The organism is Algibacter mikhailovii, from assembly GCF_014651495.1.
In the GTDB taxonomy this organism is placed as follows: domain Bacteria; phylum Bacteroidota; class Bacteroidia; order Flavobacteriales; family Flavobacteriaceae; genus Algibacter_E; species Algibacter_E mikhailovii.
This window is the reverse complement of record NZ_BMWZ01000004.1, coordinates 358,099-380,357: the sequence shown is the minus strand read 5'-3', so window position 1 is coordinate 380,357 and position 22,259 is coordinate 358,099. Positions and strand designations below refer to the sequence as shown.

General features: G+C 34.8%; 21 protein-coding genes. 10 read left to right on the top strand and 11 right to left on the bottom strand.

From position 1 onward, the window contains the following. Window positions 1-24 precede the first annotated feature (24 nt). Both IE051_RS10445 and IE051_RS10440 read left to right on the top strand, forming a co-directional pair. Window positions 25-660, top strand: coding sequence for an SCO family protein (locus IE051_RS10445; protein WP_189360719.1), 636 nt, complete (start codon window positions 25-27; stop codon window positions 658-660). Between the two features lie 71 nt (window positions 661-731). Further along, window positions 732-1,820, top strand: a complete 1,089-nt coding sequence (locus IE051_RS10440) for a WD40/YVTN/BNR-like repeat-containing protein (RefSeq protein ID WP_189360718.1) — start codon at window positions 732-734, stop codon at window positions 1,818-1,820. Window positions 1,821-1,881: 61 nt separating this feature from the next. On the opposite strand, the gene IE051_RS10435 is transcribed toward IE051_RS10440, so the two are convergent. The 7 genes from IE051_RS10435 to IE051_RS10405 form a co-directional block, all read right to left on the bottom strand. Next, complete coding sequence (locus IE051_RS10435) at window positions 1,882-2,319, bottom strand: sensor of ECF-type sigma factor (protein ID WP_189360717.1); 438 nt, start codon at window positions 2,317-2,319, stop codon at window positions 1,882-1,884. Window positions 2,320-2,331: 12 nt separating this feature from the next. Next, window positions 2,332-2,838 (bottom strand): hypothetical protein, encoded by a 507-nt coding sequence (locus IE051_RS10430; RefSeq protein WP_189360716.1) that lies wholly within the window; start codon window positions 2,836-2,838, stop codon window positions 2,332-2,334. A gap of 46 nt (window positions 2,839-2,884) precedes the next feature. Beyond that, the gene (locus tag IE051_RS10425) at window positions 2,885-3,427 is read right to left on the bottom strand and encodes an RNA polymerase sigma factor (protein ID WP_189360715.1); all 543 of its coding nucleotides are present in this window, start codon (window positions 3,425-3,427) and stop codon (window positions 2,885-2,887) included. Between the two features lie 293 nt (window positions 3,428-3,720). Beyond that, complete coding sequence (locus IE051_RS10420; protein ID WP_189360714.1) at window positions 3,721-5,547, bottom strand: ABC transporter ATP-binding protein; 1,827 nt, start codon at window positions 5,545-5,547, stop codon at window positions 3,721-3,723. Beyond that, a complete protein-coding gene (locus IE051_RS10415) occupies window positions 5,547-7,277 on the bottom strand; it encodes a phospho-sugar mutase (protein ID WP_189360713.1) in 1,731 nt (576 codons plus the stop codon). Before IE051_RS10415 ends, IE051_RS10420 begins: the two co-directional genes overlap by 1 nt. A 117-nt stretch (window positions 7,278-7,394) precedes the next feature. Then, window positions 7,395-8,345 carry a glycosyltransferase family 2 protein gene (locus IE051_RS10410; RefSeq protein WP_189360712.1) on the bottom strand — a complete coding sequence of 317 codons (951 nt, stop codon included), beginning with the start codon at window positions 8,343-8,345 and terminating at the stop codon, window positions 7,395-7,397. Between the two features lie 38 nt (window positions 8,346-8,383). Then, window positions 8,384-8,914 carry a DUF4199 domain-containing protein gene (locus IE051_RS10405; RefSeq protein WP_189360711.1) on the bottom strand — a complete coding sequence of 177 codons (531 nt, stop codon included), beginning with the start codon at window positions 8,912-8,914 and terminating at the stop codon, window positions 8,384-8,386. A gap of 159 nt (window positions 8,915-9,073) precedes the next feature. Between IE051_RS10405 and IE051_RS10400 the strand changes: the two genes are divergently transcribed. From IE051_RS10400 to IE051_RS10390, 3 genes are all read left to right on the top strand, one after another. Continuing rightward, window positions 9,074-9,325, top strand: coding sequence for a type B 50S ribosomal protein L31 (locus IE051_RS10400; RefSeq protein WP_135876988.1), 252 nt, complete (start codon window positions 9,074-9,076; stop codon window positions 9,323-9,325). A 95-nt stretch (window positions 9,326-9,420) separates the two neighbouring features. Further along, window positions 9,421-10,596, top strand: coding sequence for a GlmU family protein (locus IE051_RS10395; protein WP_189360710.1), 1,176 nt, complete (start codon window positions 9,421-9,423; stop codon window positions 10,594-10,596). Between the two features lie 163 nt (window positions 10,597-10,759). Then, window positions 10,760-11,482: a lysoplasmalogenase family protein gene (locus tag IE051_RS10390; protein ID WP_189360709.1), complete on the top strand. Its 723-nt coding sequence runs from the start codon at window positions 10,760-10,762 to the stop codon at window positions 11,480-11,482. On the opposite strand, the gene IE051_RS10385 is transcribed toward IE051_RS10390, so the two are convergent. Continuing rightward, window positions 11,445-13,064: an ABC transporter substrate-binding protein gene (locus IE051_RS10385; protein ID WP_189360708.1), complete on the bottom strand. Its 1,620-nt coding sequence runs from the start codon at window positions 13,062-13,064 to the stop codon at window positions 11,445-11,447. The genes IE051_RS10390 and IE051_RS10385 overlap by 38 nt on opposite strands. An 88-nt stretch (window positions 13,065-13,152) precedes the next feature. Here IE051_RS10385 and mtaB point away from each other — a divergent pair, with 88 nt between their 5' ends. Beyond that, a complete protein-coding gene (gene mtaB / locus IE051_RS10380) occupies window positions 13,153-14,481 on the top strand; it encodes a tRNA (N(6)-L-threonylcarbamoyladenosine(37)-C(2))-methylthiotransferase MtaB (RefSeq protein WP_189360707.1) in 1,329 nt (442 codons plus the stop codon). Between the two features lie 101 nt (window positions 14,482-14,582). Here the strand turns inward: mtaB and IE051_RS10375 are convergent, their stop codons facing one another. Both IE051_RS10375 and IE051_RS10370 read right to left on the bottom strand, forming a co-directional pair. Beyond that, the gene (locus IE051_RS10375) at window positions 14,583-15,809 is read right to left on the bottom strand and encodes a T9SS type A sorting domain-containing protein (protein WP_189360706.1); all 1,227 of its coding nucleotides are present in this window, start codon (window positions 15,807-15,809) and stop codon (window positions 14,583-14,585) included. A gap of 240 nt (window positions 15,810-16,049) precedes the next feature. Next, window positions 16,050-16,346: an N-acetyltransferase gene (locus tag IE051_RS10370; protein WP_189360705.1), complete on the bottom strand. Its 297-nt coding sequence runs from the start codon at window positions 16,344-16,346 to the stop codon at window positions 16,050-16,052. Between the two features lie 113 nt (window positions 16,347-16,459). Here IE051_RS10370 and IE051_RS10365 point away from each other — a divergent pair, with 113 nt between their 5' ends. Continuing rightward, window positions 16,460-17,125: an alpha/beta hydrolase gene (locus IE051_RS10365; protein WP_189360704.1), complete on the top strand. Its 666-nt coding sequence runs from the start codon at window positions 16,460-16,462 to the stop codon at window positions 17,123-17,125. Between the two features lie 36 nt (window positions 17,126-17,161). After that, window positions 17,162-18,091, top strand: coding sequence for a lytic transglycosylase domain-containing protein (locus tag IE051_RS10360; RefSeq protein WP_189360703.1), 930 nt, complete (start codon window positions 17,162-17,164; stop codon window positions 18,089-18,091). Window positions 18,092-18,190: 99 nt separating this feature from the next. Here IE051_RS10360 and IE051_RS10355 read toward each other — a convergent pair whose 3' ends face one another. Beyond that, window positions 18,191-18,766 carry a DUF2892 domain-containing protein gene (locus tag IE051_RS10355; protein ID WP_189360702.1) on the bottom strand — a complete coding sequence of 192 codons (576 nt, stop codon included), beginning with the start codon at window positions 18,764-18,766 and terminating at the stop codon, window positions 18,191-18,193. 302 nt (window positions 18,767-19,068) lie between these two features. Here IE051_RS10355 and rpmH point away from each other — a divergent pair, with 302 nt between their 5' ends. Together rpmH and carB are read left to right on the top strand one after the other, a co-directional pair. After that, on the top strand, window positions 19,069-19,230 hold the full coding sequence (gene rpmH, locus IE051_RS10350) for a 50S ribosomal protein L34 (protein WP_034059443.1): 162 nt from the start codon (window positions 19,069-19,071) through the stop codon (window positions 19,228-19,230). Window positions 19,231-19,344: 114 nt separating this feature from the next. Further along, window positions 19,345-22,200: a carbamoyl-phosphate synthase large subunit gene (gene carB / locus IE051_RS10345; protein WP_189360701.1), complete on the top strand. Its 2,856-nt coding sequence runs from the start codon at window positions 19,345-19,347 to the stop codon at window positions 22,198-22,200. Window positions 22,201-22,259 lie beyond the last annotated feature (59 nt).

Below are 22,259 nucleotides of genomic sequence, written 5' to 3'. Positions count from 1 at the left end.
AGAATCGCAATTAGATTGAATAAAATGAATTTTAGAAGGGTATGTCTTGGTGTTTTAATGGCCATGATTTTGTTCGCATGTAAGAAAGAAAAGCAGGTGCAGGCTGTTACCAAGTTGCCCTATTTTAATTCCGCTGCATTTACACCAGAATGGGAGGTGCCAAAACATAAAATACCGCCCTTTTCATTTACGAATCAGAACGGTTTGCAGGTGACCAATGACACCTACAAAGGTAAAATATACATCGCTGATTTCTTTTTTACAAGCTGCCCAGGAATCTGTCCCAAGCTCACTAAAAATATGGGTAAAATTCAAGAGGCTTATAAAAACGATCCTGACATCATGTTATTGTCTCATACGGTCATGCCATGGCGGGATTCGGTGCCCTTGCTAAAAGCCTATGCTGAAAAAAACAAGGTATTAGATGCGAAATGGCATTTAGTGACCGGCGATAAAGACGCCTTATATAGTATTGCAAGAACAGGTTACTTCGCGGATGAAGATTTTACAAAAACACAAGACGCTAGTAATTTTATACATACCGAAAATTTTGTGCTAGTGGATAAAGCGGGATACATAAGAGGTGTTTATAATGGCACCATAGAAATAGATGTACTCCGACTACAGCGACATATTAAAATTCTCAAAGAAGAAATTTAGGTGTTAAATTAAAATGAAAAGGGGCGTGTATATTCTCCAAGCTTTTCTATTTTTATGGGAAATATAACGCTATGAAGCATTTTATTCTTGTACTTATCGCCCTTTTCTTCTGTGCTACAAGTGCAGTTAGTAGGCCCAATCAGAAAGATTTTAAAAAAGTAGAAATTGAAACTTTAGTTAAAGATTCTACCTTAAATGTACGTGCATTGGAAATTATTAAATCTGAGTTTACTGCCCCTGTTTATTTAAGCTCCAAAGGAGATTATGGCATTATTTATCCGAAGGCTGTTTTTAATCATGTTGATTCATTAAAGGCAAAGGCGTTTTATAATCATCAAATTAATTTATCTACTGATACACTAAAATTGAATTTTAGAGCACTTGCGGTAACGAGTAAGGCTGGATTTGGCATTACTGTAGGGTCTCCAGCCTTACTGTATAAGCTTGATGCCGATAAAGCAAAGCATAGGGTGGTGTATAGCGAAAATCACCCTAAGGTTTTTTATGACGCCATGGATTTTTGGAATGACCAAGAAGGCATTGCAATTGGCGATTCCATAGATGGTTGTTTAAGTGTTATTATCACTCGAGACGGCGGGGATACTTGGGAAAAATGTCCTTGCAGCGACTTGCCAAAGGGTTTAGAAAACGAAGGGGCTTTTGCAGCAAGTGATACGAATATCAAAATTATTGGTCATGATACTTGGGTGGCTACAACGGCTGGCAGGGTGTATTACTCACCTGATAAAGGCCGTACTTGGGAGGTTTGCCAAACGCCAATAAAAATGGAAAAAGAGACGGAAGGCATATTTTCTATTGATTTTTATGATGCCTTACAGGGGTTTGCTATTGGTGGTGATTTTACAAAACCGGAGGACAATAGTTATAATAAAATAAGAACTAGTGATGGTGGAAAAACTTGGGAATTGGTAGCTCAAAATCAAAATCCTGGATACCGTAGTTGTGTGCAATACATACCCAATTCGAAAGGGAAGGGCTTAGTAGCTGTTGGGTTTAAGGGTATAGACTACAGTAAAGATGGCGGGAATTCCTGGAAGCATTTAAGTGATGAAGGTTTTTATACCATCAGGTTTTTAAATGATTCTGTGGCTTATGCTGCTGGCGCAGGACGAATTGCAAAGTTAAGCTTCAAGGAATAGCATAGGGGACTAGCTTTCTTATCGTGTTCGTTTAATTCTTCAGAAGGTCTATAATCAAGTTTTAATCCTGTTTCCTTTTCTTTTTGTACTCCTCGAACATTTTTCGCTTAAAATCGTCTTCACTAACCTTGAGAAGAATTATTTTCTTAGCCGGAATAATTTCCGAGAGCTGCGAAGTGAAATCTAGGCGTAGGTTGTGCAAACGTGTTTCTGTATCATTAAGTTTTGTTATAAGCTCCATGGCTTTTTCATCGGTCATCCCGTCTAAATTAGCTTTGATTTCGGCCTTGATCTCTTTAATCTCTCGATGTCTAATTTGAGAGGTTTGTTTCTCAAAGGCATTGTAAACAGGCCAAAACTCTTGAGCCTCCTTTTCTGATAAATCCAATTTTTCAGTAATAAAAGAAATCTTAAGGGCTTTTATACGTTCTCTGTTTTTATGCTGTGCCGAAATGTTTATGGCGAATAACAGGACTAGTATTAGAAGTAATCTTTTCATTGTTAATCTATTTTATTCTATCATTAACGCTTCAATGTCAGCATTATTTAATAGGTATTCTTCAATGTTATCTTTGTCTAAATTATGCTCTGAAAAAATGAGGTCATCCAATTCTTCATCATTTAATAACGCCGCAATTTCATAAGAACTAATATTTTCATCCAATAGATAATTTTCAACGGTTTCTGTTTCTAAATTGTCAAAAGACGGGGCGTCATCAATGACAAAAAGCGTTATTAAAAGTAATATGGCTGCAGCTATACTGGATACATACAGCAGGGTACGTTTTGTATTTAGCTGTATAACTTTTGTTTTATTCTGCTTTGATATATTTTGGGTTATATGGTCTTCAAAAGTATTAAAATAATGATCTGGAACTTTAAAGCCAGGCCGCTTAATAGCATTGAGTGGCGTATCACTGTGCAGTTTGCTCAGAATAGCTTGATCCAGAGATTCAAAATAATGATCTGGTGTTTTAAAACCAGTAGCGCTTATTTTATTTAAATTTTTATTTTTCATGTCTTTCATTATACATACTTCTTTGACTGAATATAAACACAAAGGTTTAATTGTTAGTCAAATAGGCTTCTATCTTTTTTACAGCAATGTGGTATGACGCTTTTAACGCGCCTTCACTGGTTTCTAAAATTTCAGACATGTCTTTGTATTTAATGTCTTCAAAATATTTCATATTAAAAACCAATTGTTGTTTTTCGGGCAAGGTAGCTATGGCTTTTTGCAATTTAATTTGAATGGCCTCACCTTCAAAATAAACATCAGAGGTTAAATTATTAATTACCGTGTTCTGAAGCTCTTCACTTGTCACTTGCAAACGTTTCGCTCTTTTATTAATAAATGTAAGCGATTCGTTGGTAGCAATTCTGTAAATCCATGAGAACAATTGACTATCACCTTTGAATTTTCCAATATTATTGTAAATTTTTATAAAGGTATTTTGAAGCACGTCATCTGTGTCGTCATGTGATTTGACAATATTTCGAATATGCCAATACAAACGCTCCTTATATAGCTTTAATAAGACTCTAAAGGCTTGCTCTTTATATTGCTCAGAATTTAATTGTTCTAATAACTCCTTTTCGTCTGTCACCAACAATTGTTTTCTTATTAGACTTATAAATATACATAAAGTTTAAAAGGGATTTTCTTGAATTTTTATCAAAAACATAAGTGATTGTAAAACAGCATATAAAAAATAATTTTATCGATAAAGTGTAATTTAAATACGATTAAATGCATTTTTTCTTGTGCACTATGTATTTATGAAGTATGTTTGTATCAGAAACCTATTTATGTTGTTAGTCGTCCCCAAGTCTAACATGAACAAAAAAAGGATAGAACTCATAAGTCTCTATCCTTTTTTATTTTTATAACATTTGAGTTTTAATCAAAACTTTGCATGTCTACCAATTTTTGATAAACGCCTTGTTTCTTCATAAGTTCATCGTGTCTGCCTTGTTCTGCAATCTCACCTTTATTTAAAACAATAATTTGATCAGCATTTTGAATGGTAGAGAGCCTATGTGCTATGACAATAGATGTTCTGTTTTTCATCATATTCTCCAATGCTTTTTGAACCAAGCGCTCACTTTCTGTATCTAATGCTGATGTTGCTTCATCCAAAACCATAATGGGCGGATTTTTTAGTACGGCTCGGGCAATACTCAAACGTTGTTTTTGTCCGCCAGAGAGTTTACCTCCCGCATCGCCAATATTGGTGTTTATCCCTTGGGGTAAATCTTTAACAAATTCCCAGGCGTTGGCCACTTTTAAAGCGCTAATTACCTCCTCATCTGTAGCATGGTCATTACCCAGCTTTAAGTTGTTTTTAATGCTCTCATTAAATAGAATAGCATCTTGGGTTACAATGCCTAATTGATTTCGTAATGACGCCGTTGTTAAATCTTTTATATTAATACCGTCAATGAGTATCTCACCTTTATTTACATCATAAAAGCGCGTAATAAGATTGGCAATAGTAGATTTGCCGCTTCCGCTCTGTCCTACCAAAGCGACCTTTTTGCCTTTTGGAATAGTCAGAGAGAAATCTTTTAATACATAATCATCCTGATACTTAAAATAGATGTTTTTGAAAACTATTTCAGCGTCAAAAGAAGTTTTCGTAATGGCATTATCCTTGTCTTTTAGCGGGTTTTCGGCACCAATTATTTCTTGAATACGTTCAGCAGCAGCGTTACCTTGTTTGATGTTGTAAAACCCTCTAGAAATCGCCTTAGCAGGTACCATGATATTATAGGCCAAGCCCATATAGGCAATAAATGAACTACCATCTAAGGACTGATCTACTAAAACAAGTTGCCCACCATACCAGAGTAAAATGGATATTACTAGGATTCCTAGAAATTCACTGGTAGGCGATGCTAGGTTTTGTCTGTTTAACAGCTTGTTTGAAAAATGAAAAAACCGCTCACTTGATTCTTGAAACCTTCTATTGAATTTACCTTCAGCATTAAAACCTTTAATAATTCGCAGGCCAGTTAATGTTTCTTCTAATGTGGACAGAATCACGCCTTGTTCACTTTGTACACGGTCTGACTTTCGTTTTAAACTTTTACCTATAATGGATATAATCCATCCAGAAAGTGGAATAAAAATAAATACAAAAAGGGTTAATTTGACACTTATTAAAAGCATCATAATAATGGTAAAAATTATGGTTAAAGGTTCTCTAGCAATAAGCTCCAAAACGGGAAGCATGGAATATTGCAGGGTTGCCACATCGGTAGTAACTCGAGCCATAATATCCCCTTTTCTTTGCTCAGAGAAATAAGATAATGGCAGCTCTATAGTTTTTTTATAAACCGCATTTCTAAGATCTCTAACCACGCCATTTCTTAAAAAGACCATAAAGTAATAGGCCAAATAACTAAAAATATTCTTTAAAAGGAATAATACAATTATAAGACCAACGACTAGAATTAAAGCTTTTTGAGGATCGTCTTGGGCATAAATATGGACTTGATAGGCCAAGTAGTCCTTATAAAAATCTTTGAGACTACCAATGCCTTCATATACAGGTGCTACGGTAGGAACTACCGTGTCTTTTTGGAACAGGATATCAAGCATGGGAATTAACGCCACAAATGATAAGGCTCCAAAAAGCGCATAAAACACATTAGATATAAGATGACCTAAGGCATAACCTTTATACGGTTTTGCGTACTGAAGTATGTTAGTGAAATGACTCATTAAAGCACCTTCATGTCTTTTAAAAGACCTTCAGCTTTAGCATCCAATTGTGCTTCTATATGTTTAAAGTTGCTAACCGCATCTAAAGCGCTATTTACGCTTACATAAAATTTTATTTTAGGCTCAGTTCCACTTGGTCTTAAAGCGACTTGACTGCCATCTTCTGTGTAATAAATAAGGACATTAGATTTTGGAATATCTATTTTAGATTCTTCTCCAGTTACCATGTTCTTAGAGATGGATAAATCATAATCTTCAAATTTCAAGACTTTAGAACCATTGATTTCCTTAAGCGGGTTTTCACGTGCATCAATCATCATTTGTTTGATTTCTTGTGCCCCTTCAATACCTTTTTTAGTCAGTGATATCAGTTTTTCTTTATAGCAACCGTGTTCAGCATAAAGTGTTATGAGTTCATCATAAAATGAGCTGCCATTCGATTTTGCTATTGTAGCAATCTCACAAGCCAATAAAGTTGATGTTACAGCATCTTTATCACGAACAAAATCACCTACCATAAAGCCAAAACTTTCTTCACCTCCACCAATAAAATCAAGTTCTGGGAAATCGACTATAAGTTTGGCAATCCATTTAAAACCAGTTAAGACAATTTTGTTTTCAACATTATAGGACTCCGCTAGTTTGGTTAGCATAGGAGTCGATACGATGGTGGTAGCGATAAATTCTTTATTTTGTAGTTTACCTTCTGATTTCCATTTTTTCAATAGAAAATCTACCATCATTATCATGGTTTGATTTCCGTTAAGCAGTTGTAAATCACCTTCTGAATTACGCACCGCTACACCTAATCGGTCACAATCAGGGTCTGTTCCAATGACAATATCAGCATTTACTTTTTCAGCTAATTCTAAAGCCATTTTTAAGGCTGCCGGCTCCTCAGGATTTGGTGATGCTACTGTTGGGAAACCGCCATCAGGAACTTCTTGTTCTTTTACAATATGAACATTTTTATAACCAGCACGTTTAAGTGTTTCTGGAACAGCAGTAATTGACGTACCATGAAGCGAAGTGAAAACAATAGTTAAATCGTCTTTAGCAGCTTGAGTGGCACCAACACTTCCGTTTTCAGCAGAGGCATTAATAAACACGTCGTCTACATCTTTACCTATGTAGTGAATAAGACTATCATTGGCTTCAAATTTAATATCGGCATAATTTAAATCATTAATCAAATTAATTACCGCACTATCATGAGGAGGAACCAATTGCCCGCCATCTTTCCAGTATACCTTATAGCCGTTGTATTCCGGTGGATTATGAGATGCTGTTAATACAATACCACAATGACAATTTAGGTGCTTAACCGCAAATGATAATTCTGGAGTAGGTCTTAAATCTTCAAAGAGGTACACTTCTACGCCATTAGCCGAAAATACGTCAGCCACAACCTTTGCTAGAGTTTTACTATTGTGTCTACAGTCATATGCAATTACCGCTTTAGGCGTCTCATTTGGGAATTGTTTGTGTAAATAATCACTTAAACCTTGAGTGCTTTTTCCCAGGGTATATTTGTTAATACGGTTGGTTCCAACACCCATTACCCCGCGCATACCGCCTGTACCAAATTCCAGGTCTTTATAAAAACTTTCCTGAATGCCTTTTGGATCGTTGGCAATGCTGTTTTTTATAGTTGTTTGTGTGTCTTCATCAAATGCAGGCGCTAACCAGCTGTTTATTCTTTCTAAAATTTCAGGTTCTATATGTATCATATTATTGGAAAATATCAATTAAAACAAATGTAAACAATTCGTTCTTTTTTAAGAAGGTAAAAACTTAAAAACATGAGCAAAATACAAGGCTTTTCGTTCATGTTTTTTCTATTAAGATTATTTTATATTCAATTTATCCTTAATTAAATAGCGTTTTTTGTCTTGGCGGTTACGTAAAATAATTTCGCCTAAAAAGCCGGCTACAAAAAATTGAGAGCCTATAATCATTGTTGAGAGTGCAATGTAAAATTGAGGTCGTTCCGTAATAAGTCTGCCAAACGGGTTAAAGTAAAGTTTATCAATGCCTAAGTAGAGGGCAAAAGAAAAACCTATGGCAAACATAATAAAACCTAAAGCCCCAAATAAATGCATGGGGCGCCTTCCAAAGCGCGATAAAAACCAAATAGTAATCAAGTCAAGAAATCCATGAATAAATCGATCTATTCCAAATTTGGTCTCGCCATATTTTCTGGCTTGATGTTGTACTACTTTTTCACCAATGTTTGAAAACCCTGCGTTTTTTGAAAGTACTGGGATATAGCGATGCATTTCACCATGAACATCGATGTTTTTAACTACCTCATGTTTATAAGCTTTTAAGCCGCAATTAAAATCATTAAGTTTGACACCTGATGTTTTTCTGGCTGCCCAATTAAACAGTTTTGAAGGTAAGTTTTTTGAAATGACAGAATCATAGCGTTTCTTTTTCCAGCCAGAGACCAAGTCAAAATTATCAGCTGTAATCATCTGGTATAGCTCAGGGATTTCATTAGGGTTATCCTGTAAATCTGCATCCATAGTTATGATCACATCGCCTTTGGCTTTTTCAAACCCAGCATGAAGGGCTTGAGATTTTCCAAAATTTCGCAAAAACCGAATGCCTTTTACATGGTCGTATTGCTCAGAAAGCTGTTTTATGGTATCCCACGAAGCATCTGTACTACCATCATCGATAAAAATGATTTCATAAGAAAAATGATTGGCTGCCATAACTTTAGCAATCCAATCATGTAATTCCGTTAGTGACTCTTGTTCGTTTAGTAGTGGTATAACTACGGATATATTCATTTAGAATAGTTTCAAAATAAAATTCAAAAATACTGAATTTATTCTGCGCTGGGGTCACTTTTTTTCATAGCTGCAGCTACTATAAGTCCAATGACACTAAAAAAGACAAGGTAACCTGCTAAGCCTTTGGCAATATTACCAAGGGAATATTGATTTTGAGACTCTATTTGAGTTACGGCCTCATCAATTTTGTCTGTAGGCGAATTAAAGCCTTCCATCATTTCAACAGTCTTTTCGATAGTTTTTTCTTTTAGGACTTCGGCCGCTTCGGTGTCAACAACATTAAATAATAAAAAAGAAACAAATGTGCTTATAACCAGCCCAATGAGAATGGTAATGAAATATGCCGTGAAAGCTTGCTTAAATGACGCAAATCCGTTTTGAGCTTGTTTTGCTTTGGCAACAGAAATAATACCAAAAACTATAATGGCTACTAAAATGACGATACCTACCCACATATTTGTTAAAAGTTCAATATTAATAGCGTAGGCTAATACTGTGATTAAAGCGAGTAATACCCCTAAATATAGTCCGTAATTTATTGCAATAGACTTCAAAGAATTTTCCATAATAATATTGATTGTTTTGGTTGTTGACTAATTAGTATTCAAAGATATAAAAACGTTACATTTGTATTTAAAATAAAAAATAATAAAAAGTATTGTGCATTTGTAAAATTTATTTAAATTTGCACTTCCAAAATCGGAAAGAATAAAAAGCATTTAGCGATGAGAAAAGGTATACATCCAGAAAATTATAGATTAGTAGCGTTTAAAGATATGTCTAACGATGATGTGTTTTTAACAAAATCTACTGCAGATACTAACGAAACTCTTGAAGTTGATGGCGTTGAGTACCCATTAGTAAAAATGGAGATTTCTAGAACATCACACCCATATTATACAGGTAAATCTAAGTTGGTAGATACTGCTGGGCGTATTGATAAGTTTAAGACTAAGTATGCTAAGTTTAAGAAATAAACAAGCACAAAATAAATTTTTAAAAAGCCTTTCTAGAACAGAGAGGCTTTTTTATTTTTACAACCCAAACAATACGAACCAGATTCTATCATAGTATGAATTATATCCTTTTTGACGGACCTTCCCGAAATAACTTATTGCCTTTTACCTATACTAGACCTGTTGCAGATATTCGTATAGGTATTTTGACCATTAGGGAAAAATGGGAGCGTTATTTAGGAAGTACAACAACTACGGTAACAGAAGAACATTTATCTGATAAATATCCCATGGTTGAATTGGATGAAAATGTCATGATTAATGCTTCTTATCTTCCAAATGTTGGTTTGGCAGAAAAGGTTAAGGATTTAAAAGAAAATCAAGCCATTTTTAAGAACGAGGATGTTATTGCATTTTACGCAATAGCAGGTCAAGAGGATATTGATTTTGCAACTTACGAGGCTATTGAGTGTAATGAACCGGTAATTGAGGTGCATAATACTTGGGATATTTTTTCTAAAAATGAGGAAGCGATTCAAGAGGATTTTGAGTTGTTAACTAAGGACGAAGTCTCTCAGCCTATTCCCGCCAGTATTAATGTGATAGCGCCAGAAAATATATTTATTGAAGAAGGTGCCAAACTAGAATTTGCTACACTTAATGCAAGTACAGGGCCAATTTATATTGGTAAGCATGCTGAGGTTATGGAAGGGGCTGCCATTAGAGGACCTTTAGCGTTATGTGATCATGCCGTTGTGAAATTAAATGCAAAAATCTATGGCGCAACCACCGTTGGACCATACAGTAAAGTAGGGGGTGAGGTGAGTAATTCGGTATTGTTTGGGTACTCCAATAAGGGGCATGATGGGTTTTTAGGGAATTCAGTGCTTGGTGAATGGTGTAATTTAGGCGCGGATACCAATAATTCAAACTTAAAAAACAACTATGCTGAAGTGCGTTTGTGGGATTACCAAACTGAAGGTTTTGCAAGAACAGGATTGCAGTTTTGTGGACTTATTATGGGTGATCATTCCAAATGCGGAATTAATACAATGTTTAATACAGGTACAGTGATTGGTGTGAGTGCAAATATTTTTGGAAGTGGTTTTCCAAGAAATTTTGTTCCAAGTTTTAGTTGGGGCGGTAGTTCTGGCTTTACAACGTACCTTACAAAAAAAGCATTTGAAGTGGCTAAAGTGGTTATGGATAGGCGGAAGGTTGAGTTTTCAGAAGAGGACAAAGTTATATTAGAACACGTTTTTGAAGAAACAAAGAAGTATAGGCGTGAGTAGTATTTAGTGTCTTAAAAAGGACTTTTCTTCTTATTAACGCAAACTTCCGTTGAAGTAAGCTAGAAATTGCTGTCATTTGATTTGCCAATTATTTTTGTATATTGACAGCCATCATCATTTTGGCATGTGCTGAATAATGATTTAAGCGCCCTAAAAAAATAAAATGTTAAGTCTGTTTAAAGATAAAAAAAAGTTTGCATTACTTTTTTTTTCAATGCTTATTATTGATATTCTGGTCAAATTGAATTGCCCAGTATTTCCCTATCGTTATATCTCAAAAACCCCCATTTTATTGCTTCTGGTGGCGTACTATTATTTTAATAATACGCAAACAAGACAAGCTAAGTACCGCTGGACCATGACTAGCTTGATTTGTTTTTTTATTGGTGATGTACTCATTATAAGTCACCAAAACATTATTTTTTTTAGTGTCAGTTTGTTGATGTTTACCCTAGGAAAATTATTTCTAAGTTTTAGGTTTTCACATAAATCAGACTTTCAAGTGAAGCGATTAATTTCGTTTTCTATTATTATGTTTGCCTTTACTGTTGGTTTAATAAGTTTTATTTATGAAGGGTTAAAAGGTTTTTTCTTACCGGTCATTATAAGTTACTTTATTTCACTTCTTCTGTTTCAATTTGTGTATTTAAGAAAAGATGTTGTGGATAAACGAAGCTATTTATTTGTGTTTTTTGGTGTCATTGTTTACATGATATCAGAAGCTGTCATGGTCATAAAGACCTTTAAAACAGATCTTCCATTTCAGGAATTAATCATCATGCTTTTTTATGGCGCAGGCCTTTACTTGATAGTTCATGGGATGATAATAGAAAAAAAGGTACAGGAGCCTAATCTTTTTGAACCCGTTTCAGATCTAAAAGATTGATTGGGTTTACCCCGAGTCCATGAACGTTTTTTCTTGTAAAACGTATAACTTCATCATAATACAAGGGCACCATAAGTGCCTTGGTCATAACTAAGGAGTCCATTGTTGTGTAAAGCACTTTTCGGTCGTCTATATTGGTTATCGTAAAGGCTTTATTGTATAAGCTGTCAAATTGAGCGTTTTTGTAATGAAAGTAATTAGAGCCGCTTGGTGCAAAGTTATTGCTGTAAAAAATAGATAGGTAATTTTCTGCATCTAGGTAATCAGCAACCCATGAACTTCTAAACATATCTACTTTGCCGTTTGATCTGGCAGAGCGTAAGGAGGCTTCAGGCATTACATCCACATGAATGGTTAATCCTGTTTTTTCAAGTTCGCGTTGTATGAATTCGCAAAAACTTATATAGTTACTTGTGGTTACTAGAGTGATTTGAGGATTTTCAATGCCACTCTCCTTTTTAAATTGCTCAATAAGCTGTTTCGCTTTTTTGGGTTTATAGTCATAGCCAATGGACTTATTGTGGCCTGGAAGCCCTAAAGGGATAAAGCCGCCATTGGCAGGATTACCAATATTATTTCTTAGATAGGTAATCATTTTTTTTCTATCAAAGCCATAGTTTACAGCTTTTCGTATTAATTCAGATTGTATTTCTGGTGTTTCTGAATCCAAGTAAAACCCTAAATACTCAGTATTTAAATAGGGACCTTTTACTATATTGACACTTGAGGTATAGGCCGCCCTAAGTTTGCCGTTCGCAGTTAATAACTCATCTTTATATGATGTGTCTAAACTGTTCAAAAAATCGATATTTCCTTGAGCAAATTGCAAGAATTCACTTTGTTTGTCAGGTAAAAAAGTTATGGCAACGGCCTCTAAATAGGGGAGAGATTGACCTTGCGTATCTTTCTCAAAATAAGCATGGTTTTTTCTGAAAACCAATTTGATGTTTTCCTCCCAGCGCTTAAATTTAAAAGGACCAGTGCCAATTGGGTGCGACCTAAATTCAGAACCGTAAAAATCAGCTACTTCTTTAGGAACAACAGAACAATACTTCATGGTTAATAAACCGAGAAATGCTGGAAACGCTTGTTTTAATTGTATTTCAAATATGGAGTCATTAATGGCATAAAAATCATCTACTTTATTTAAAACCCATGCCCCTGGGGCTGCGATTTTTTCATCTCTTAATCGATTTAGGCTGTATTCAAAATCATTAGCTACTACGGTTCTGGTAGAGTCCTTCCCGAACAACACATGTTGGTGGAAGAAGACATCATTACGCAAATGAAATTGGTAGGTTAGGCCATCATCAGAAATAGTCCATGTCTTAGCGATGCATGGCAAAATATTGAGTTTATCATCAAGCTGAACCAGGCCATTAAACAATTGATTTGAAACATTGTTGTCTTGCAATGTCCTCGAGAAAGCCGGATCTAAAGTGTTGATGTTGGCATGTTCGTTATATCTAAAAACTAAATGATCGGTGTTTGACTTGTTTGGTTTTCCGCAAGAAAAAAGCAAAAAGGATATGCAACCAATTGATAAATAGTAAATTATTTGTCTTGAATTAGCTTTTATCATATAACTTATTAGTTGTAAATTTGCAGACTTTTAATGGAAGCAGGTAAATATAATGAGATTTCCATGGTCATGGAAATAAATATAATAAATGAATAAAAAAGTCGCTTTTTATACTCTAGGATGTAAACTGAATTTTTCAGAAACCTCTACAATTGCTCGAAGCTTTAGCAGTGAAGGTTTTGATCGGGTAGATTTTTCTGAAAAAGCGGACATTTATGTTATTAATACATGTTCGGTGACCGAAAATGCAGATAAACGATTCAAGACTATTGTAAAGCAAGCCCAGAAAGCCAACGCAAATGCTTTTGTTGCTGCAGTGGGGTGCTATGCTCAACTAAAGCCACAAGAATTAGCGGATGTTGATGGTGTGGATTTGGTACTTGGAGCCACCGAAAAATTTAAAATAACAGATTACCTGAATGACCTAACCAAAAACGATTTTGGCGAAGTGCATTCTTGTGAAATTGAAGATGCCGATTTTTACGTAGGATCATATTCCATTGGTGATAGAACCCGTGCCTTTTTGAAGGTGCAAGATGGCTGCGATTATAAGTGTACTTATTGTACCATTCCATTAGCTAGAGGGATTTCTAGAAGTGATACCATGGCCAATGTATTGAAAAACGCTAATGAAATTTCAAAGCAAAATATAAAGGAGATTGTTTTGACCGGGGTGAATATTGGTGATTATGGAAAAGGAGAATTTGGGAATAAAAAACACGAACATACGTTTTTAGATTTGGTTACCGAATTGGATAAGGTAGAAGGGATAGAACGCTTGCGTATTTCATCAATAGAGCCAAATTTATTAAAAAATGAAACTATTGATTTGGTTTCAAAATCAAGGGCATTTGTGCCTCATTTTCATATTCCGCTGCAATCTGGGAGCAATAGTATTCTTAAAAAGATGAAGCGACGTTACATGCGTGAATTGTATGTTGATCGCGTATCTAAAATAAAAGACGTAATGCCCCATGCTTGTATTGGGGTTGATGTTATTGTTGGGTTTCCTGGTGAAACAGAAGAGCATTTTTTGGAGACCTACAATTTCTTAACTGAGCTAGATATTTCATATTTGCATGTGTTTACATATTCTGAACGCGATAATACAGAAGCTGCTGAAATGGAAGGTGTAGTTCCGGGTAATGTGAGAAGTAAGCGAAGTAAGATGTTAAGGGGGTTGTCTGTTAAAAAACGTCGGGCATTTTATGAAAGCCAAATTGGAACATCAAGAACTGTCTTGTTTGAAAGTGAAAATAAGGAAGGGTATATTCATGGTTTTACTGAAAACTATGTAAAAGTAAAAACACCTTGGGATCCAGAATTGGTGAATACATTACACCTTGTGGACCTTACGGGTATTGACGATGATGGATTGGTTAGACTGGAATTTTCTAAGGAAGTGCTCACCAATTAATGGGTAGCCGGATATAACGTATAAGAAAAAAGCCAAAACTAGTGTGTTTTGGCTTTTTTGTTGTTCCTAAAAATGCCTTATCGGCATAATATTCAAAATCACTATTTAATGATCAATTTCTCTCTGAGTATTCTGTTGTTATTTTCAACCTGAACAGTATACAGTCCGGCATGTAGGTGGCTTAAATCGATACTTTGACTAGCAGAATATTTATCAGCAGTAAAAACCTGTTGGCCGTTTGTACTATAAATGGTCACTTTAGCCTCTTCTTTAGTGTCAATGTATAATAAGCCGTCCGTTGGATTAGGATACATGGTAAACGCTGTTTGCACATCTTTTACACTTAGCGTGTTGTCTTTTTCCCAAACACGTATATAATCTAAATACATAGATGTTGGTATTTCTCCGAGGTTTTTATTCGCTCTGTCATTTGTTAAGGGATTAACCGGTTGAAATCTATTGTTGCTAAAGGACACAAAAGGTACTCTTAGGCCTAAAGATACTATGACTTGCAAAGGGTTTTCGCTCCAATATGTATTGTTTAATGATCGCCCAACCTTAATGCCGTCAACATAAAAATGTAATTGTGTTGGGGTAATTTCACAGGCATAAGTGTGCCAACCTTGGGTAGGATCAAAAGCACCAGGTAATTCGTATTTATTTAGTTGGTTACCTCTAGCATCTGGTTGCTTTGGTCTAAACCACTGTCTTCCTGAATTAGACTTTAAAACAAGGTGTAAGTTTGACTCGGCATCGGTAATATAATCTTGCCCTAATTGAGCATCCCAATCAAATTGCTGTAATTCAACAACATCAATTTCGGTATATACAGGTTCCCCAATTGGTTTGCTGTCATAAAATTTGCTGTATAACCAAAATGCAGGGCATACACCACGTCTTCTGTCGAGGTTACTGGCTAAATCAGAATTAATATCTGCACCATAAATTCTTGCCTCAACATAACCCACAAAACCAGCTGGAAGTTGACTGACGTTCTGAAGGCAACCACTGTTAAAATAGGTGCCGCTCACAGGAATGTTGTCGGTGTTGTGACGCATAGTAATGGCGGCAGCCTGCTCACCTTCATGCATTGTTGGAGTCACGTTTGTGTCGTTATTCCATTTCCAGGCACTTACATTAGGTAAGTTGGCTGTTTTGCTCCATTTGGTCCAATCAATTTCAGAGCTATTAAATTCATCACTAAAGGATTCTTGAAGCGTCCAAGTATCATCAGGGTTGGATGTTTTTAAAGGTAGAACTTGACCGAAACCATTCGCTATAAATATTGAAAAAAAGCATATGGTCAAAAAACTATTTGTTGTTTTCATAAATTAAATTTTATTGGGGTGCTATTAATGTTTTGTAAACTAATGGCAAAAGAAAAATAATAATGACAAAATCAATGGTTTATATTTAACATATAATGGTTCAATTTTATCAAAGTCTGCTTGAATTGTTATTGATACGAAGTCCTATAATTTCCTTTTCTAATATTTTGGAATTGTTTTTAACAAAAAAAAGCCGAAATTCTTGAATTTCGGCTTTTTTAGTAAGTTGAATAACTTAATTTAAATTCTTACACCAACTGGTAACATACGTTTGTATTTCCTGTTGCTGCGTACAAATTTTGCAATTTCTGGACTGGTAGGTACTACACTTAAATTACGTTCCCCAATCTGTTCAAAAACAAGTGCTAGAAATTCTTTTTTAAATTCGTTATCTTGAATGTTTTCAGGAATGATTAATTTGGTTAAAAAAATTTTTCGTTCTTGTAAAGAGTATTCAATTTTTGCTAATTGATCATCAACTTTAAGTTCGTATTGACGTAAAAAATCATTGTCAATTAATTCTGCCGCTTCAACCATATTGTATTATTTTAATTCTTAGGAGTTTAAAATAGTGAGTACTATTTTTCTAACTTTGTGCAAAAGTACAAAAAAAAATTGTTAATGAAATGTTATTTAATTGTTAATGCCTTATGATTCAGCAGATAATACATGTTTATTTGATGCCGGGAATGGCCGCGAGTCCTAAAATTTTTGAGTATATCAAATTGCCTGAAGATCAATTTAAACTGCATTTTTTAGAGTGGCTTATGCCAACAGAGCATGAGTCCTTGAATGCCTACGCGCTGAGAATGGTTGGCCTCATAAAGCATAGTCATGTTGTTTTAATAGGTGTTTCATTTGGCGGTGTACTGGTACAAGAAATGAGTAAACATTTAAACCTGAAAAAACTTATCATTGTATCCAGTGTTAAGACTAAAAATGAACTTCCATCTAAAATGAAATTGGCTAGGATGACGGGTGCTTATAAAATAGTGCCTACGCAGCTTGCCAGTAAAATAGATGTTTTTGAAAAATATGCCTTTGGCAAACTCATGTCAAAACGTATAGAGCTATATAAGATGTATCTTTCGGTTAACGATCATAAATATTTGAGTTGGGCAATAAAGGAGATGGTATGTTGGAATCAGGAAAATTATGATCCGGATATAGTACATATTCACGGGGATAATGATTCTGTTTTTCCAATAAGTTATATTTCAAACTGCATAATTATACCTGGTGGTACGCATATAATGATTATTAATAAATATAAGTGGTTTAACGAAAATTTACCATCCTTAATCCTAGATAAATAGAGGATTTTTTCTAATTTTATAAAAAATATTTTAGTCATGAAAATAATAGAACGTGGTTTGGCGCTGGTGGGGTTATTAAGTTTGTGTGCGTTGTTTATTTATGCACTACAAGATGCTCCTACCGATGAAAATTTTGAAAAGAAGCTTATTAATGATTATAATGTTTATGCGCTTCAGATGCCCGAAGCATTGAATTTTGCCGGAGAGCCAATGCCTCTTGATAATCCTGATATTTATGAGCGTATGGATAGGGAGTTGTTAGTTAATACCTATTGGCAATCCAATGGCCTCCTCATGTTTAAAAGGGCTAAAAAATATTTTCCAATTATAGAACCTATTTTGGCGGAGTATGGTGTCCCTGATGATTTTAAATATTTGGCAGTCATTGAAAGCGGATTGACCAATGCTGTTTCGCCGGCAGGAGCAAGAGGAGTTTGGCAAATCATGCCGGCCACCGGAAGAGAAAATGGTTTAGAGGTTAATAAAAATGTTGATGAGCGCTACAACCTTGAAAAGGCGACAGTAGTAGCATGTAAATATTTGTTAGAGGCCAAAGAGCAATTGGGATCTTGGACATTAGCGGCTGGATCTTATAATGCAGGGAAAGCAGGTATTTCTAGACGGCTGAAAGAACAAGAGGTTTCAAGTTATTACGACTTGTTATTGGGAGAAGAGACTGGGCGTTATTTGTTTAGGATTATAGCATTAAAAGAAATTTTGTCCAATCCAACACACTATGGTTTTAATTTTAGGGATAAAGATTTATATAGTAACGTGCCAACCTTTAGAGTTGAGGTAGATACTGCAGTTAGAGATTTTTCTCAATTTGCTCAAAAATTCAATATTAATTATAAGATTCTTAAGTTGCATAACCCTTGGTTAAGGGAACCTCACTTGAATAATGGATCGCGGAAGTTATACCAAATTGAAATTCCAGAAAAGGGCTACTATGATGTAGTGAGGTAAGCTATTCATATTTCAAGAAAAACAGTAGAAAACAAAAAAGGTTTGAATGTCAATTCAAACCTTTTTTGTTTTAATGCTTTATTTTTTTAGTCCAATCCACTATCCGCGTCTTTTTTGAGCTCTTAATGAGCCTCCCGCTCCAAAATGTTGATTAGGTCCTGCTGATCGCTTCATATTCTCTTTCATCATTTTTATTTGGTCTGTCAACATACCTTGCTTATCCAGCTTTGTGGCTTCAGTTAGCAATTTTTGAGCTTCAAGTTTTCTACGCTTAGAAAACGCTATACCAGCTAAGTTTAATTTAGCCATAGCCAAATCATGATCCATGGATAGGCCTAAAGAAATGGCCTTTTTAAAATGTCTCTCAGCTTCATTCATATTACTTTGAGATACCATAATACCATGTAAATAGCTGTAATAGCCTTGCTGCTTTTTTACAAGAGCGGCCTCTGGGTTTTTAATTTTATCCAACCACTTTTTAGCGCCATCAAAATCTTGCTTTCTTAGCTTTAAGAATGCCAATAGAATAAATTCATTTTTGAAATATAGAAAAACAAAAATGGAAGCTAATAAGATAAGCATGATTCCATTACCTATATAACTTTCTGTAAATTGATAAATGGCGAAGGCAAGAATCCCCGCTGCAATGATTAATTTTATGATTTTATTGAACATGATATTTTATTTTCTGATACTAATTTTAGGATCATTTAAACCCTTATTTGACTCTTTTTTGTTTTAAGACTGCAAAGAAACTAAATTTTTATTGAAATTAGGTTACAGCTATTTAACAAAAATAAACGGCCATCCTAAATAAACAAAGGTCTGAACTCAGTTTTTGAATTTCTTTTAATTAATTTTATTTTTTTTAATAAATGGTTTGCTAAGTTGTAAAGGCTTTGTATATTTGCCCTCGGTTTTTGCAGGAAGACCTAAAGGTTATAAAAATATACAATTCAGTTTAAAAACATAAGAAAATGCCAAAAAGAACGTTTCAGCCATCAAAAAGAAAGAGAAGAAACAAACATGGTTTCAGAGAAAGAATGGCTTCTGCTAATGGCAGAAAGGTATTAGCGCGCAGAAGAGCTAAGGGAAGAAAGAAATTATCTGTTTCAACTGAAACTAGACATAAAAAATAAATGATTAACAATTGTTCATAATATAAAGGTGTTACTTAAGTGTAACGCCTTTTTTTATATCTCGTGATTATTATTTTTGTAAAAAATTAAAATTCAATATTATATCCAGTAAAAATGCCAAAAAATCAAAAACTTAAATCGATACTAATTATTGGCTCGGGTCCGATTGTGATTGGACAAGCATGTGAATTTGATTATTCAGGATCTCAATCTTTAAGATCATTAAGAGAAGACGGAATTGAAACCATTTTAATTAATTCTAATCCAGCAACCATCATGACCGATCCTTCAATGGCCGATCATGTGTATTTGTTGCCATTGAATACCAAGTCCATAATTAAAATTTTAAAGGAACATCCTCAAATTGATGCCGTATTGCCAACCATGGGGGGGCAAACTGCTTTGAACTTATGTATTGAGGCTGATGAAAAAGGAATTTGGAAGGATTTTGGTGTTGAATTAATAGGTGTAGATATTGACGCTATTAATATCACAGAGGATAGAGAGCAATTTAGAGAATTAATGGGTAAGATTGGTGTAGACATGGCACCACAAGCTACCGCTACCTCTTTTTTAAAAGGAAAAGAGATTGCTCAAGAATTTGGTTTTCCATTATGTATCAGGTCTTCATTTACCTTAGGTGGCGCTGGAGCAGCCATTGTTTATGAAGAGGAGGATTTTGATAAATTATTGCGTAGAGGATTGGAAATTTCGCCAATCCATGAGGTGATGATTGATAAGGCTATGATGGGTTGGAAGGAGTATGAGTTAGAGCTGCTTCGCGATAAAAATGACAATGTTGTAATCATCTGTTCAATTGAAAATATGGATCCTATGGGAATCCATACAGGAGACTCTATTACCGTTGCACCAGCCATGACATTAAGTGATAGAACGTATCAAAAGATGCGTGATATGGCTATTAAAATGATGCGTAGTATTGGAGATTTTGAAGGTGGATGTAATGTGCAGTTTGCTGTAAGTCCAGATGAAAAAGAAGATATAATTGCTATTGAGATAAACCCACGTGTATCACGTTCTTCGGCACTGGCAAGTAAAGCTACGGGTTATCCTATTGCAAAAATAGCAACCAAGTTAGCTATAGGTTATACTTTAGATGAGTTGGATAACCAAATTACAAAATCTACATCGGCTTTATTTGAGCCAACTTTAGATTATGTCATTGTAAAAATACCACGTTGGAACTTCGATAAGTTTGAAGGTTCAGACCGCACACTAGGTTTACAAATGAAAGCCGTTGGTGAGGTTATGGGGATAGGACGTTCTTTTCAGGAAGCCCTGCACAAAGCAACGCAATCTTTAGAAATTAAGCGTAATGGTTTAGGAGCTGACGGAAAAGGATATAGTGATTATAACCAAATTATTGATAAATTAACGCATGCAAGTTGGGATCGTGTATTTGTAATTTACGATGCCATTGCTATGGGAATTCCTTTAAGTCAGATTTACGATATCACAAAAATTGATATGTGGTATTTAAAACAATACGAGGAATTATTCCAATTGGAAAAAGAAATTTCTACATATACTATAGATACCTTAGATAGAGATTTATTATTGGAGGCTAAACAAAAAGGTTATGGCGATCGCCAGATTGCACATATGCTTGGATGTTTAGAGAGTCAGGTGTATAATAAAAGAGATGAGTTTAATATCCAACGTGTATTCAAATTAGTAGATACCTGTGCGGCTGAGTTTACAGCAAAAACGCCATATTACTACTCTACATTTGAAAACATAGTTGAAACGGCTTCAGGGGAACAATATACACACAATGAAAGTATTGTGTCTGATAAAAAGAAAATTGTGGTACTTGGTTCTGGACCAAACAGAATTGGACAGGGTATTGAGTTCGATTATTGTTGTGTACATGGTGTTTTAGCTGCAGCGGAATGTGGTTATGAGACCATTATGATTAACTGTAATCCAGAAACGGTTTCAACAGATTTTGATACCGCAGATAAGTTATATTTTGAACCTGTTTTTTGGGAGCACATTTACGACATTATTCGTCATGAAAAACCAGAAGGTGTCATTGTACAGTTAGGTGGTCAAACAGCTTTAAAACTGGCTGAAAAATTGACTAAATATGGTATTAAAATTATAGGTACAAGTTTTGAGTCTTTAGATTTGGCCGAAGATAGAGGTAGCTTTTCTAAACTATTAAAAGAAAACAATATTCCTTACCCTGAATTTGGGGTTGCTGAAAATGCTGATGAAGCTTTAGTATTAGCAGACGAATTAGATTTCCCAATATTGGTAAGACCTTCTTATGTTCTTGGTGGACAAGGGATGAAAATTGTTATTAATAAAGAAGAATTAGTAGAACACGTTGTTGATTTACTTAGAAAAATACCTAATAATAAACTACTATTAGACCACTATTTAGATGGTGCTATTGAAGCTGAGGCAGACGCTATTTGTGATGCAGATGGTAATGTTTATATTATTGGTATTATGGAGCATATTGAACCATGTGGTGTACACTCTGGTGATTCTAATGCAACTTTACCAGCGTTTAACTTGGGAGATTTAGTAATGCAACAGATTATTGATCATACGCATACTATTGCGAGGTCCTTAAATACCGTGGGATTAATCAATATCCAGTTTGCAATTAAAGATGATACGGTTTACATTATAGAAGCCAATCCAAGAGCTTCTAGAACGGTACCTTTTATTGCTAAAGCCTATAAAGAGCCTTATGTAAATTACGCCACTAAGGTTATGCTAGGCGAGAAGAAGGTCACTGATTTTACCTTCAATCCTCAATTGGAAGGTTATGCGATTAAGCAACCTGTGTTCTCTTTTAATAAGTTTCCAAATGTAGATAAACGTTTAGGGCCTGAAATGAAGAGTACTGGTGAAAGTATCTTATTTATAGATAGTTTGAAAGATGATGAGTTTTACGATTTGTACTCAAGACGTAAAATGTATTTGAGTAAATAAATTCAATTATTATTGAAAAACAAAAAAAGCCGCTTTAAGCGGCTTTTTTTGTTTTTCAT

Bases quoted from the DNA above. Each gene is read 5' to 3' on its own strand.
- IE051_RS10375 (WP_189360706.1), bottom strand. From the start codon at position 15,809: ATGAAAACAACAAATAGTTTTTTGACCATATGCTTTTTTTCAATATTT.
- IE051_RS10405 (WP_189360711.1), bottom strand. From the start codon at position 8,914: ATGGAAAATTCTTTGAAGTCTATTGCAATAAATTACGGACTATATTTA.
- IE051_RS10395 (WP_189360710.1), top strand. From the start codon at position 9,421: ATGAATTATATCCTTTTTGACGGACCTTCCCGAAATAACTTATTGCCT.
- IE051_RS10420 (WP_189360714.1), bottom strand. From the start codon at position 5,547: ATGAGTCATTTCACTAACATACTTCAGTACGCAAAACCGTATAAAGGT.
- IE051_RS10410 (WP_189360712.1), bottom strand. From the start codon at position 8,345: ATGAATATATCCGTAGTTATACCACTACTAAACGAACAAGAGTCACTA.
- IE051_RS10365 (WP_189360704.1), top strand. From the start codon at position 16,460: ATGATTCAGCAGATAATACATGTTTATTTGATGCCGGGAATGGCCGCG.
- rpmH (WP_034059443.1), top strand. From the start codon at position 19,069: ATGCCAAAAAGAACGTTTCAGCCATCAAAAAGAAAGAGAAGAAACAAA.
- IE051_RS10430 (WP_189360716.1), bottom strand. From the start codon at position 2,838: ATGAAAAATAAAAATTTAAATAAAATAAGCGCTACTGGTTTTAAAACA.
- IE051_RS10400 (WP_135876988.1), top strand. From the start codon at position 9,074: ATGAGAAAAGGTATACATCCAGAAAATTATAGATTAGTAGCGTTTAAA.
- IE051_RS10445 (WP_189360719.1), top strand. From the start codon at position 25: ATGAATTTTAGAAGGGTATGTCTTGGTGTTTTAATGGCCATGATTTTG.
- IE051_RS10435 (WP_189360717.1), bottom strand. From the start codon at position 2,319: ATGAAAAGATTACTTCTAATACTAGTCCTGTTATTCGCCATAAACATT.
- IE051_RS10440 (WP_189360718.1), top strand. From the start codon at position 732: ATGAAGCATTTTATTCTTGTACTTATCGCCCTTTTCTTCTGTGCTACA.
- IE051_RS10360 (WP_189360703.1), top strand. From the start codon at position 17,162: ATGAAAATAATAGAACGTGGTTTGGCGCTGGTGGGGTTATTAAGTTTG.
- IE051_RS10355 (WP_189360702.1), bottom strand. From the start codon at position 18,766: ATGTTCAATAAAATCATAAAATTAATCATTGCAGCGGGGATTCTTGCC.
- IE051_RS10390 (WP_189360709.1), top strand. From the start codon at position 10,760: ATGTTAAGTCTGTTTAAAGATAAAAAAAAGTTTGCATTACTTTTTTTT.
- IE051_RS10385 (WP_189360708.1), bottom strand. From the start codon at position 13,064: ATGATAAAAGCTAATTCAAGACAAATAATTTACTATTTATCAATTGGT.
- IE051_RS10415 (WP_189360713.1), bottom strand. From the start codon at position 7,277: ATGATACATATAGAACCTGAAATTTTAGAAAGAATAAACAGCTGGTTA.
- carB (WP_189360701.1), top strand. From the start codon at position 19,345: ATGCCAAAAAATCAAAAACTTAAATCGATACTAATTATTGGCTCGGGT.
- mtaB (WP_189360707.1), top strand. From the start codon at position 13,153: ATGAATAAAAAAGTCGCTTTTTATACTCTAGGATGTAAACTGAATTTT.
- IE051_RS10370 (WP_189360705.1), bottom strand. From the start codon at position 16,346: ATGGTTGAAGCGGCAGAATTAATTGACAATGATTTTTTACGTCAATAC.